9 protein-coding genes are annotated in these 12,704 nt (G+C 64.7%); 4 read left to right on the plus strand and 5 right to left on the minus strand.

The annotated features are described in order from the left end of the window. Nucleotides 1-22: 22 nt before the first annotated feature. From PI87_RS18965 to PI87_RS18980, 4 genes are all read right to left on the minus strand, one after another. Nucleotides 23-1,759, minus strand: a complete 1,737-nt coding sequence (locus tag PI87_RS18965; RefSeq protein ID WP_039599273.1) for an NfrA family protein — start codon at nucleotides 1,757-1,759, stop codon at nucleotides 23-25. Then, complete coding sequence (locus PI87_RS18970; RefSeq protein WP_039599274.1) at nucleotides 1,756-3,876, minus strand: glycosyl transferase family protein; 2,121 nt, start codon at nucleotides 3,874-3,876, stop codon at nucleotides 1,756-1,758. Before PI87_RS18970 ends, PI87_RS18965 begins: the two co-directional genes overlap by 4 nt. 755 nt (nucleotides 3,877-4,631) lie before the next feature. After that, nucleotides 4,632-6,458, minus strand: a complete 1,827-nt coding sequence (locus tag PI87_RS18975; protein WP_039599275.1) for a methyl-accepting chemotaxis protein — start codon at nucleotides 6,456-6,458, stop codon at nucleotides 4,632-4,634. Nucleotides 6,459-6,573: 115 nt separating this feature from the next. Further along, nucleotides 6,574-7,311: a glycine zipper 2TM domain-containing protein gene (locus PI87_RS18980; protein ID WP_039599276.1), complete on the minus strand. Its 738-nt coding sequence runs from the start codon at nucleotides 7,309-7,311 to the stop codon at nucleotides 6,574-6,576. 250 nt (nucleotides 7,312-7,561) lie between these two features. Between PI87_RS18980 and PI87_RS18985 the strand changes: the two genes are divergently transcribed. Further along, nucleotides 7,562-8,494: a 2-hydroxyacid dehydrogenase gene (locus tag PI87_RS18985; protein WP_039599277.1), complete on the plus strand. Its 933-nt coding sequence runs from the start codon at nucleotides 7,562-7,564 to the stop codon at nucleotides 8,492-8,494. Nucleotides 8,495-8,530: 36 nt separating this feature from the next. Here PI87_RS18985 and PI87_RS18990 read toward each other — a convergent pair whose 3' ends face one another. Beyond that, nucleotides 8,531-9,787, minus strand: a complete 1,257-nt coding sequence (locus PI87_RS18990) for a branched-chain amino acid ABC transporter substrate-binding protein (RefSeq protein ID WP_039599278.1) — start codon at nucleotides 9,785-9,787, stop codon at nucleotides 8,531-8,533. Between the two features lie 253 nt (nucleotides 9,788-10,040). Here PI87_RS18990 and PI87_RS18995 point away from each other — a divergent pair, with 253 nt between their 5' ends. From PI87_RS18995 to PI87_RS19005, 3 genes are all read left to right on the plus strand, one after another. Next, on the plus strand, nucleotides 10,041-10,694 hold the full coding sequence (locus PI87_RS18995; protein WP_039599354.1) for a TetR/AcrR family transcriptional regulator: 654 nt from the start codon (nucleotides 10,041-10,043) through the stop codon (nucleotides 10,692-10,694). Between the two features lie 41 nt (nucleotides 10,695-10,735). Beyond that, the gene (locus tag PI87_RS19000; RefSeq protein ID WP_039599279.1) at nucleotides 10,736-12,181 is read left to right on the plus strand and encodes an MFS transporter; all 1,446 of its coding nucleotides are present in this window, start codon (nucleotides 10,736-10,738) and stop codon (nucleotides 12,179-12,181) included. 84 nt (nucleotides 12,182-12,265) lie between these two features. Next, complete coding sequence (locus PI87_RS19005; protein ID WP_039599280.1) at nucleotides 12,266-12,700, plus strand: HIT family protein; 435 nt, start codon at nucleotides 12,266-12,268, stop codon at nucleotides 12,698-12,700. The last annotated feature ends 4 nt before the right edge of the window (nucleotides 12,701-12,704 follow it).

A 12,704-nucleotide genomic window follows, 5' to 3' on the forward strand; every position in this document is an offset into this window, starting at 1 on the left:
TTTCATCCGTGACACGTTGGTCCTAGAACCACAGGATGGCGCGTGCCACTACGCCCTTCGCTCGATCGGCGTGGGTCAGCGGCAAGCGGTACTGCACAGTCAGGTCAAGCCAACTGGCCGGGGCGCTGTACTGCGTCTCCCGAAACCAGTAACGAAAGTTGATGCCTGGGCCGACACCCAGCGCGAGTTGCTGGCCAATCGCCTTGTTGTCGTGATCGCCAGCCAGCACCACGTGCGGATACACCGTCAGGTGATCGCTGATGGAGTTGAGCATCCAGGTGTGTCCGTAGCGCATTTCTGTGCTGAGGATCATGCGGCCTTGGTTGAGGAAGTACGCACCCTCGCCATACACCTGCCAGGTTTGCCAGCGCGGCTTGGTGACCTGAAGGTCAAGGCCCTGGTCGGTGGAAAAACCGATGCGCAGCAGCGTGTCGTTGGTGGTCTGCTGGCCGATGCGGAACAGACGCTCGGCGGTGAACACCAGATTGAGGTCCTTGATCGGCTTGTAGCGCGCGCCCACCGAACCCTGCGCAGTTGGCAGGCCGGTGGCACCGTTGCGGTCGTACACGCTGTCGTAGCCGCGCACGAAGAGCTGGAAGATGCTGCCGTCGCGATAGCCAATGCCCGGCGGCTGCCAGTACACCTCCGCACCACCCTGCGCCGCGCTGACGGTGTTGGGCAAACCGAATGCTGATGTCTGATACGCGCCCGAGAGCACCATGCCGAACGTGCGCTGCATCTGCTCGACTTCACGCCGGTAGCCAAAGCGGCGGTCTGCGGGAAGGCTGTCATTTCCGTTGCTACCGCCATCGCTCTTGGCGTCGGCATCTGCGTGGTCCAGGCTCTGGCGGAACAGCGAGATGGCGGTCGGGTTGTCACCCAGGCGCTTGGCGGCGTAGGCCGCATCGGCGTAGTGCATCCACGTACCCTGCCCGTTGGCAAACCCGCGCTGGAAGGCTGCCAGCGCCGCGCGGTCGTCGCGTGCGCGCAGGTGGCTATAGGCTTCGTTCAGTTCGCGCTGGCCGATCACACGCGGGTCATCAGGTGAGGTGGCCTCACCCTGTGCCTGGGGTGTCATCGCCTCGGCAAGTAGCGCCTTGGCGTACCGCTTTTGCGCCGGATCGGTGGCGTGTTCTTCTGCCAGCGTGGCAGCCTGCGTGGCGCCATCGCGGTCCCCCAGCTGCAGGCGTGATTGCGCGAGGCGCAGTTGCACATCGGCATCCGGCTGCCCCTGCAGGGTACTGAGCGCATCCAGCGCCGCCTGCGGATGCTTGGCGGAATACGCGCTGTCCGACCATGCCAGATGCAGGTTGCGCTGTTCCTGCACGGTCCAATCGGTGCCTTGCACCGCGTGCGCAAAGTCCTGCTCGGCCGTGGCCGGGTCGCTCGCCCTCTGCGCCAGGAACCCGTGCTGCGCATACACGCGCGGTTCATTGGGGTACTTCTGCACCAGCGCATCCGCCTGCGCGCGTGCTGCATCCAGCTGGCCCTTGCGCGTCAGCACGTCGAGCAGCAGCAGGTTCAGTTGCAGGCTGTCGGGCTGCACAGCCAATGCGGCGCGCGTGGCGGCCTCGGCATCATCGAGCTTGTTGGCATCGATGGCCCGGTAGGCCCGGTCTGCCCGGAAGTACGCGTCGGGCTGCAACGGCTGCGCAGCCTGTTCTGCAATCGACACGCCATGACATAGCGCCCACACCGCGGCGGCAATCGGCCACCGCAAATGGCGCAAGGTAAAACGACTAGCTCTCTCGGTTTTCATGCCACACCTCCCGCAACAGATGGATTGGGGCGTACCTCTGGGCCGGGCGCCAGATCTGGCAGCACCGGTGTCGGAGGTATCGGGGGGATGGGGGTAGCCTCGGGTGCGGATGCCGTGCCTGCTGCAACTGCCGGGCCGGCGCCCGTCATGGATTCGACGGCCAGGGTGGCCGAATATGCCGCCGGGCCAAACACGACCGTGGCGCGGCGGTTGGGGTCGGCCATCAGTGCCAGCTCGGCCAACATCTCGTGGTCGCATGCCATGAAGCATGCAACCTTGCGGCCGGCCGCACGGGCCAGCTCTTCCAGCACTTCGCCGTTGGGCAGCTCCGACACGGCAATATTGAGCGAGCCGTCCTCGCCAATGGAGAACGGCACCACGTGATGCCGCACAGCCAGGTCACGCGGCAGGCAATCGGCCAGCGCGCCCAGCACAACATTGGTCAGGCTCACGCGCGGCAGATCAACCTGTTCAGCCAGCGCATCGGCCAGCGTGTCGGCCGTCACCAGCCCTTGCTGGACGAGGATGGTCCCCAGCCGGCGGCCGGTCTCCCGCTGCATCGCCAGCGCCGCATCAAGCTGCGCTTGCGTCAGCACTTCCCACTTGAGCAAGGTCTCGCCCAGCATGGAGCGCGTGCGGCCGAGCGCGTCGTTCGACAGGTAGGTGTGCTGGGTCTTGTCCCACGCGATCGGCTTGCCGGTCAGGCAGTAGACCAGGAAGATCTTCCACGCCCGGCACACCGAGAAGAAGTTGATGAAGTTGTTCACCACCAGCCTGGGCAAGCACAGCACGCCCTGCAGCGGGCCATTGAGCCGCCCGACAAAGTACATGCGCTGCGCCAGGCGGTTCACCAACAGCGTCGCGTTGATGGCCAGCAGGTCCTGCATCCACGGGGTGCCGACCACGAACGTACCGTCAGGAATCGACACCCATCCCCTGGCCAGCAATGCGCCGATCACCAGATAGTTGAGCGACAGCACATAGGCCAGGATCGAAAACAGCGCGGTCAACACGCCCTTGCGGTCACGGAAGAACATGTATCGGGTGATGAGGTTGCCCTTCCACCCCATCTGCAGCCAGCCCTGGAACGCGATGCCCAGTACCCAGCGCGCACGCTGCCGGTAGGCAGTACGGAAGGTGCTTGGAAAGTACTCGCGCGTTGCCAACAACTGTGGGCGCACACCACGGCGGCGCCCAAGGCGCCAGCGGGTGCGTGTCTTGCCTTCAGCATCCTCCGCAGGCGCCGCGTTCTCGCAGATCGGGAAGTGCACGAAGGCTTCACGCATGCCCAGGTCGTGCAAGCGGAAGCTGAAGTCGTAGTCTTCCGTGAGCGTGCTGGTGTTGAAGGGCGAGTCCCCGCGCACCTTCATCACGGCTTCGATTGCGCGGCGGCTGTAGCACAGCGCCACGCCCGCGCCGGGCACCGTGCCGGTCAGCGCCTGGCGTGCCACCAAGTCTTTCTGGTGTGTCTCGGAGAAATCATCCATGTAGGTGCCGGCCACCCACTCGTACCACTTGCGCTCAAGCGAGAGCACCGGCAACTGCACCAGATCCTGGTCGCCGATGAAGTAGTTGAAGTACTTCAGCTCCAGCGGGTGAATCACGTCTTCGCAGTCGTGCATGATCACGCCCGCAAAGCGGATGCCGTGGCCCGCTTCGTAGCGGATGATGGTCTGGATGATGGTGTTCAGGCAGTCGGCCTTGCAGGTGGGGCCGTCGTGCGTAACGGCTGCCCGCACCACGCGGCCCGGGTAACGGCGCACCATGCGCTCGACCTCGGTGGTGGTCTCGGCATCATTGCGGTAGGCCCCGGCAAAGATGATGAAGTGCGCGTACTCCATCGTCGCCAAGGTGTTCTCCACCATCTTGGCGATGACGTCGTACTCCTTCCAGGCCGGCACCATGACGGCGAGCCACTGCTCTTCGCGGTCACGCAGTGCCTGTGCGGAGATGGTGACGGGCGTACGGCCGCGCTGCGGCCAGAGCCAAAGCTCCCGCACCCAGTAGAAGGCGTCCAGGAAGAAATCGTCGGCGGTGCTGATGAGGATGACGAGCGTGGTCGCCACCGTCAGCGTGTTGAGCAACGCCAGGTAGATTTCCCATGGCACATCGCTCATGGCCCCTCCCCAAAGCCGGCATACGGCCGATGCCTGGCAATCCCCCCGCTTTGCGCTGTGGCGCTCATCGCTTTCCCCAAGTTCTTGTCGACCTGCGGCGCAACCGCTTGCGCCGTACATCCGGCGTCACCGCCATACAAGTGACAGCTGCTGATGCGAGGCTCTTTGGCCCGCTCCGCAAGCGTGAACGCGAGGACCGTACCAACGCCCGCCAGGGCGCGCCGTTATGCGGTGCGGCTGCAGCACGAGTGCGCGCGCGCATGCGGCTCACGCCGGGTTGTTGCACGGCTGAACGCGATGTGGGGTCCCGGGCCGCGCTGCAATTGCAGCCCCGGCACGCAATACACGTTGATGTTGAACCGCACTCGTCCGGGCAGCCGACAAGCCCGCCCTACAAAAGGCGGAGGCGTTTGGCACCCAGGCGCAGGGTGTTCGGCTGAGGCGCGCGCATGCGCAGCCCGGCGGGCATGACACAGGCCCTTGCGCGCGGGGCTTGGTGGCCGGGGCTAGAGAACAGCAAAGCCTTGTGGGAACAGGCTCTAGAGGAAGCTGTGCGCCACCGTTGTGATGCGCAGTGAAGACGCACGGCTATCGTGCAGCAGGAAGGGGATCGCGTAATCTGAGTTGCGCCGCCGAGACGGCGGTACCGGCAGCATGGTCCGCGCCTATCACTCAAATCGGTTACAGCGCTGAAACACAAAGCCGCGCACGAGGCGCGGCTTTGCAAGGGTCATGCGGATCTACATGTCAGCGCGTCAGAACTGTTCCCAGTCATCTGCATCGCTGGCGGCAGCGGCAATTGCCAGCTTGCCAGGCTTGGGCTCGATTGCCGCGGCAGGGGCTGCCGTCGGGGTGGATGCCGCCGGCGTCAATGCCGCTTTGGCAGGCGCGGCGGCAGACAACACCGCAGGCTTGCGTGCAGCACGCTTGATTGTCGAGGCAGGCTTGCGCACGACAGGTTTGGCAGCAGCAACCGGCGCAGCCGACGGTGCCTTCGAAACGCTCACCACAGCCGTCGGCAGAGCATGCGTGCCAGCCGGCGGCAGACGGAACGAGGCAACGGTTTCGCGCAGCACGCCCGCCTGCTCTTCCAGCGATTGCGCAGCGGCAGCGGCCTCCTCCACCAGTGCCGCGTTCTGCTGCGTCACCTCGTCCATCTGCGTGACGGCCTGGTTGACTTGCTCGATGCCGGCGCTCTGTTCGTCCGACGCGGCGCTGATCTCGCCCATGATGTCGGTCACGCGCTTGACGGCCACCACCACTTCGTCGATCACCGAGCCCGCTTCGGTCACAAGCGTCGAGCCGTTTTCAACACGGCCAACCGAATCGCTGATGAGCTCCTTGATTTCCTTGGCCGCCGTGGCCGAGCGCTGCGCCAGGCTGCGCACTTCACCCGCCACCACAGCAAAGCCGCGGCCTTGCTCGCCCGCACGTGCAGCTTCCACTGCGGCGTTCAGGGCAAGGATGTTGGTCTGGAAGGCAATCCCTTCAATCACGCCAATGATGTCGGCGATCTTCTTGCTGCTGTTGTTGATGCCGGACATCGTTTCAATGACGCGGCCCACCACCTCACCGCCCTTGACGGCGATGTCCGAAGCGTTGCCCGCGAGTTGGCTCGCCTGACGCGCGTTGTCGGCGTTCTGCTTCACGATGCTGGTCAGCTCTTCCATGCTGGAAGCCGTCTCTTCCAGCGAAGACGCCTGCTCTTCCGTACGCTGCGAGAGGTCCAGGTTGCCGGCGGCAATCTGCTTGGTGGCGCTAGCGATGGAATCGCTGCCGCCGCGCATCGTCTCGATCGTGCGGATCAGACCGCGCTGCATGTCGATCAGGCCGCGGGTGAGCGCGCCCATTTCGTCATGGCTGCTCACGGTGATGTGCTCGGTCAGGTTGCCGCGCGAGATCTCGCCAAAGTGGCCAAGCATGCGCGCCAGCGGTACGGAGATCGCGCGATGCAGGCCAAACGCGCAGCCCAGCGCTGCAGCAATGCCCACCACGATGGCGCCGATGATCAGCATCAGAAACGCGTGCGAACGGGCCACGGCGTCGTCGTACCCGGCCTTGGCCTGCTCGGACTGGCTGCGATCCAGCGCATCTGCGGCGGCGGTCAATGCCACCGACAGCGGCGGAATGACGTCCATGACCACTTTGTCGGCTGCGGCTGTGTCACGGGCACGCAACGCGTTCATCAGCGGCTCAATGCCATCGCGGAACAACGCTGCGCGCTTGGCTTCCACATCGGTGGCCAGACGCGCCTCGTCGGCACTCATGGGCAGCGCCTTGTACTGCTTCCAGGCGTCGTCCGACTTTGCGCGGTAGCTATTGGCCTTGTCGAGGATCGCCGGTACCTCAGCGGCATCGGGGTGGAAGACTGCGCGATCCAGCGTGGTGCGCACGATGGCGGCATGCAGTTGCGCCTTGGCAACCAGCGAGGTCGAAGCGAGCTGGTTGCTGTAAATCTCTTTGATAGTCGCGTCAGAAGCGCGCATGCCGACGACGCCGATGGTGCCAATGGTGGCCAGCAGCACGGCGAGCAGCGCGAGGGCTGCATTGAGTCGGAAACGGATGGAAAGTCGATTGAACATGGGATGTAAAGCGGGCGGCAAAACTAGTTGAGGCCCCCGCTATAACGGCCAGTCCGCGCCATTTCTGAAGTCTGGCGCGGACAGAATCCCACGTATGGACGACTGCAGTAAGTGGCTAGTAAGGCACAGCCATGTTGTTTTCGATACGGGCGCGGTCGCCCGGGCGCAGGCCGTTCGGGTTGTTTTGCGTGAGCGTGACCATGGAGTTGTCGTTCAGGCGCATGGTCACGCGGTAGGTCTGGCCGACCACCGTATTGCCTTCCACGGCGTTGCCGGCCATGGCACCGGCCACTGCACCGCCGATGGTGGCCACGGTATTGCCGCGTCCGCCACCCACCTGGTGACCGAGCAGGCCGCCCACCACGCCGCCCAGCACCGCACCCACACCAGTGGGCTGCCCACGCACCGGCACCGCGTCGATACGCTCGATCACGCCGTAGCGGTTGTCGGCCGGTGCTTCATAGGCCGGCGTGCCGTTGTTGGGATACGGAGAGTAGTTCGGCTGCGAATAAGCAGGCGCCGGCACCGGTGCGGGCTGCTGTGACGGATACGGTTGCGGATACGGTTGCGGCGCATTCGGGTCGTAGCTGCCGTTGTAGCCGTTGTTGTAGGTGTTGTCGTACCCGTTGCTGGCATAGCCGTTGGAATACGGCGTGGTGCTGTAGGTCGTGCTGCCGTAGCTGTTGCTGTATGCGTTGCTGCCGGCCGCATAGCCAGCGCCGTAGCCCGCGCCATAACCGGGGTAAGGCGCCGTGACGCAGCCGGCCAACCCAGCCGCTGCTACGGCCATTGCCGCCACTGCCACCCACCGCCCTGCGCGATTGGCGCGCGCCAGCTTGTTTGTTGCTTGCATGATTGATCCCGTTTGTGGACGAGGCGTCTGGTCCAGGCCGGCGGCCTTCCTACGGTATGCGCCCCTTGCCGCAAAGTCTATGCCGCTGGCCGTACGCCCCGTGAAACCAAACTTCTTCATTGGTAACGGCGTGTAACCTCGTCGCGTCAGGGGCTTCCGGCGCACGAGTGTACGGGCGCGCTATGATCGTCCGAGCGCCGTGCACGGCACCTTTCGCTGACAAGACACGGCCCGCCCTCCTCTCCTCACCATGCAGCCGACGCTTCTGATCCTCATTGCGATGACGCCCAACAACGTGGCGCAGATCGCTCAGCACTTCCACGTCATCCACGCCCCGACCCGGGCTGAACGCGACGCCGCCATCGCCCGTGAGGGGCGCGCCGTGCGCATCGTGCTGACCAACGGCTCGACCGGCCTGACCGGCGCGGAGATCGCCGCCCTACCCAAGCTGGAACTGGCCTGCGCGCTGGGCGCCGGCTACGAGAACATCGACGTGGAAGCCGCCCGCGCGCGTGGCGTGGTGGTGGCCAACGGCGCCGGCACCAACGATGCCTGCGTGGCCGACCACGCCTTTGGCCTGCTGCTGGCTGCGGTGCGCGGCATCCCCAAGCTGGACCGCGCCACGCGCAATGGCGTCTGGCGCGACGACATTCCGCTGCAGCCGGGTGTGTGCAACAAGCGCCTGGGCATCGTCGGTCTGGGCACCATCGGCCTGCAGATCGCGCGCCGCGCAGCCGGCTTCGACATGCAGATCGGCTATCACAACCGCAAGCCGCGCGACGGAGTGCCGTACCAGTACTTCGATGCGCTCAAGGACATGGCCGAGTGGGCGGACTTCCTGATCGTTGCCACACCTGGCGGCGCGCAGACCAAACACCTGGTCAACCAGACGGTACTGGAAGCGCTGGGGCCCAACGGCTGCGTGGTGAACATCGCGCGCGGCAGCGTAGTGGATACAGCGGCGCTGGAAGCCGCCATCCGCACGGGCAAGCTGGGCAGCGCAGGGCTGGATGTGTATGAGAGCGAACCGAAGCCGCCGGTGGGCTTGCTGGACCTGGAGCAGGTCGTGCTGACGCCGCACGTTGCCGGCTGGTCGCCGGAATCGGTGCAGGCCACGGTGGATCGCTTTCTAGAGAACGCCCGCCGGCACCTGGCGGGCGAAGCGGCGGTGTCCCCGGTCTAAGCGGTTGTGTCGACCAGGGACAACTTCACCGCGCGATTACGACGTCGGCCGCTTCATCTGGCACGACGTCGGCTGCGCCCCGAGGTGCGGCTCGAGCGTGACATCGGTGCGCCAGCCGTAGCCGGTGCTCTCCTGGTCGTACTTCACCTTCTTGCCGTCGGCCTTGACCCAGGTGGTGACGTACAGCGTCTGCTGCGCCTGGTGATCGGTCTTGCGCATCTCGATCGGGCCATTGAGGCCGTCAACCGTCATGCCTTCCATGACCTTGGCCACCTTGGCGGGCTCGGCTGAACCACTGGTCTTGATGGCCTTGGCGAGGAACGCGATGCCGGTGTAGACATCCGCGTTGAAGAAGTCGTCGTTGTACTTCTTCTTGAAGCCATCGAGCACGGCGTTGGTTTTCGGATTGCCATCGTTCGGCGCGAAGTAGCTGATGACCTTCACTCGATCTGCACCCGACGCGCCCATCGCAGTCGGCACGCCGGTGGTGCCGGCGTAGTACGTGTAGAAGTTGGTGCTCAGGCCCGCATCCTTGGCCGCGCGAATCAGCAGTGCCAGATCGCTACCCCAGTTGCCGGTGATGACCGTATCGGCGCCGGATGCGCGAATCTTCGCCACGTACGGCGAGAAGTCCTTCACCTGCGCCAGCGGATGCAGGTCTTCACCCACCACCTGGATGTCCGGGCGCTTGCGCTTGAGATAGTCCTTGGCCGCACGCGCCACCTGATGCCCGAACGAGTAGTTCTGATTCAGCAGGTAGACCTTCTTGATGTTCGGGTCCTTGGCCAGATAGGTGGTCAGAGCCTCCATCTTCATGTCGGAGTTGGCGTCCAGACGGAAGTGCCAGTAGTTGCACTTGCTGTTGGTCATGTCCGGATCGACCGCGGCGTAATTGAGATAGATGATCTCCTTGCCCGGATTGCGGTCGTTGTACTTGGCGATGGCGTCCTGCAGCGCCATGCCCACGCTGGAGCCATCGCCCTGTGCAACGTAGCGGATGCCCTGGTCGGTGATCTGCTTGAGGATCGTCAGGCTCTCTTGCGGCGAGACCTTGTTGTCAAAACCGACCACTTCAAACTTGGTGCCGTTGCCGCTCCAGTTCTGTTGGTTGGCAATGTCTGCCGCGTATTGCCAACTGCGCAGCTGGTTCTGGCCCAGCGCGCCCATCAGCCCGGACAGCGGATCGATCCAGGCGATCTTGACGGTCTCGGCGTAAGCGGTGCTTGGGCAGAATGCGCCGGCGAATGTGCCAACTGCCGCAGCCGCGCACAGCGCGAGTCGGAATGCCTTCATGCAAATGTCTCCTGATGTCTTATCGTTAGACGCCGTGCAGAAGGCATCGTCGAGCATGGTTCTTGCACAAAACCGCAAACCGAGGCTTACGGTAGCTCGATCCTTCCATACACAAACGTATGTGCATGGTAGGAGCGCGTTTATTGACATGTCAACCCGCGCAAACCTGGGGGCGTCAGCTTGATTTAAGCGCTGGACAGCGGTGTCAGCGCCGCTAGAATCCGCCTTCATGTCCAAGCCGCACGAGGTGCGCATGCCCTCCCCGCTGATCGACGAACACGACGCACCCGTCGACGCCGAATCCACCGCCACCACCGCGCCTCGCGCGCAGCTCACACCCAATGACTGGGTGCGCGCGGCCACTGATCTGCTCGTCACCAAGAGCATCGACGCCGTGCGCGTCGACGTGCTTGCCAAACAACTGGAAGTCACCCGCGGCAGCTTCTACTGGCACTTCAAGAACCGCGACGACCTGCTGCACCAGGTGCTGCAGGATTGGAGCGAGCGCACCCGCGTCGGCCCAAAACTCGAACGGCAAAACCCGTCGGTGCAGGGCCTCGTGCGTGATCTGCTGGCGCTGCCGTTTCGCGGCCGCAGTGCACGACGCACGGCGATGATCGAGTTCGCCATTCGCGCGTGGGCGCGGCGTGATCCGATGGCGCAAGAGGCCGTCGAAACCGTCGACGAGCACCGCATGGACTACTACGTCCAGCACTTCCAGGCGATTGGCTTTGCGCGCAAGGACGCCAAGACACGCGCCTTCATGCTGTACGCCTACCAGCTCTCCGAAGCCACGCTGTGGCACCAGGGCAGCAAGCCCGACAAGGACGCCCGCCGCCGCTTTTTTGAAGACACGCTGCTGGCCGGCGCACCGCTCACTGGTTCAAGCGGGGCCACGCAGGAATAAATCGTGCTGCATCGCGCGCATTCCAGATCGAATGTGCCGCGATGCCCGATTCGCCCGCGTTTCAATCCTCTGATCTACCCAGCCGGCTCGATCGCCTACCGTGGAGCCGGTTCCATACGCGCGTGGTCGTGGCGTTGGGTATCACGTGGCTGCTCGACGGGCTGGAGGTGACGCTGGCCGGCGCCGTGGCCGGTGCACTCAAGCAAAGCCCGGTGCTGGAACTCACCAACGCACAGGTCGGCATGGCCAGCAGCGCCTACCTTGTCGGCGCGGTGCTGGGCGCGCTGCTGTTTGGCTGGCTGACCGATCTGCTTGGGCGCCGCAAGCTGTTCTTCATCACACTCGGCGTCTACATCTCGGCCACCGCCGCGACGGCGTTCTCGTGGAGCTTCGCCAGCCTTGTCGTCTTTCGGATGCTCACGGGCGCGGGCATCGGCGGGGAATACGCGGCCATCAACTCGACCATTCAGGAGCTGACACCGGCGCGCGTGCGCGGCTGGACGGATCTCGCCATCAACGGCACGTTCTGGGTAGGTGCAGCGTTGGGGGCCGGGGCGTCGCTGTGGCTCCTGGACCCGGCGCATGTGTCGATCGATATGGGCTGGCGGCTGTGCTTCTTCATCGGTGCGGCGCTTGGGTTGGTCATCCTGGTCATGCGCTTCTGGATTCCCGAAAGCCCGCGCTGGTTGCTCACACGTGGCCGCCATGACGAGGCGCAGGCCATCGTCAGCGAGATCGAAAACGCGATCACGGCGCAGGGCCATCGCTTCGACACTACGCCGCTCCCTGCGCTGCGCTTGCGCACACGCGCGCATCCCCACTTGCGGGAAGTTGCGCGCGTACTGCTCGTGCAGCATCGCCAACGCGCGCTGGTGGGCCTTGCATTGATGGCCGCGCAGGCGTTCTTCTACAACGCGATCTTCTTCACCTACGCGCTTGTGCTGACCGATTTCTACGATGTGCCCGCCACGAGGGTCGGCACCTACCTGCTGCCATTTGCGTTGGGCAACTTTCTGGGGCCGCTGCTGCTCGGGCGGCTGTTCGACGCGCTGGGCCGGCGCACGATGATTGCCGCCACCTATGCGGTCAGCGGTGTGCTGTTACTCGCCAGCGGCGCGTTGTTCAACGCAGGCGTGCTCGACAGCGCCACGCAGACGCTGGCGTGGACGGTGGTGTTCTTCTTTGCCTCCGCCGCTGCCAGCTCGGCGTACCTGACGGTGAGCGAGACCTTTCCGCTGGAAGTGCGCGCACTGGCCATTGCGCTGTTCTATGCGGTGGGCACAGGACTGGGCGGTGTGGCCGGCCCCGCGCTGTTCGGCTGGCTGATCGACACACACGCACGCAGCGCCGTCTTTGCCGGCTACACATTCGGCGCGGTGCTCATGCTGCTGGCTGCCGCCATACAGGCGCGCTGGGGTACCGCTGCCGAGCGCAAACCACTGGAGCAGGTTGCCGCGCCGCTGTCCGCGGACGAGGGCGCCACTTGATCTACGCCAAGTTCGCGCCACACGTGTCGTCGCCAGCGACAGATATACTGCGCGCTGCCCTTTTCTGTTTTGCCGGAGACTTCCATGCCTGACGCGACGTACGACAACCAGAACATCTTTGCCAAGATCCTGCGCGGCGAACTGCCCTGCATCAAGGTGTACGAAGACGACCACACCGTCGCCTTCATGGACATCATGCCGCAGGCCGACGGCCACGTTCTGGTGCTGCCCAAGGAAGGCGCGGCGGAGTTGTTCGACCTGTCGGATGAGGCCGCCTCGGCCGCCATCCGCACCACGCGCAAGCTGGCCCGTGCCGTGCGCGCGGCCTTCACGCCGCCGGGCATTGCCATCTTCCAGCTCAACGGCAGCGCTGCCGGCCAGACCGTGCCGCACGTGCACTTCCACGTGCTGCCGCGCTACAGCGATACCCCGCTGCAACCGCATGCCCGCGTACAAGCCGATAGCGACAAGCTCAAGGTACACGCCGAGAAGATCATCGCGGCACTGCAGGCCGAGTAAGCCC

It is taken from the genome of Ralstonia sp. A12 (genome assembly GCF_000801955.1).
In the GTDB taxonomy this organism is placed as follows: domain Bacteria; phylum Pseudomonadota; class Gammaproteobacteria; order Burkholderiales; family Burkholderiaceae; genus Ralstonia.

Excerpts from the sequence above, each read along its gene's own strand:
- PI87_RS18965 (WP_039599273.1), bottom strand. The coding sequence starts at position 1,759 with ATGAAAACCGAGAGAGCTAGTCGTTTTACCTTGCGCCATTTGCGGTGG.
- PI87_RS18970 (WP_039599274.1), bottom strand. The coding sequence starts at position 3,876 with ATGAGCGATGTGCCATGGGAAATCTACCTGGCGTTGCTCAACACGCTG.
- PI87_RS18975 (WP_039599275.1), bottom strand. The coding sequence starts at position 6,458 with ATGTTCAATCGACTTTCCATCCGTTTCCGACTCAATGCAGCCCTCGCG.
- PI87_RS18980 (WP_039599276.1), bottom strand. The coding sequence starts at position 7,311 with ATGCAAGCAACAAACAAGCTGGCGCGCGCCAATCGCGCAGGGCGGTGG.
- PI87_RS18985 (WP_039599277.1), top strand. The coding sequence starts at position 7,562 with ATGCAGCCGACGCTTCTGATCCTCATTGCGATGACGCCCAACAACGTG.
- PI87_RS18990 (WP_039599278.1), bottom strand. The coding sequence starts at position 9,787 with ATGAAGGCATTCCGACTCGCGCTGTGCGCGGCTGCGGCAGTTGGCACA.
- PI87_RS18995 (WP_039599354.1), top strand. The coding sequence starts at position 10,041 with ATGCCCTCCCCGCTGATCGACGAACACGACGCACCCGTCGACGCCGAA.
- PI87_RS19000 (WP_039599279.1), top strand. The coding sequence starts at position 10,736 with ATGCCCGATTCGCCCGCGTTTCAATCCTCTGATCTACCCAGCCGGCTC.
- PI87_RS19005 (WP_039599280.1), top strand. The coding sequence starts at position 12,266 with ATGCCTGACGCGACGTACGACAACCAGAACATCTTTGCCAAGATCCTG.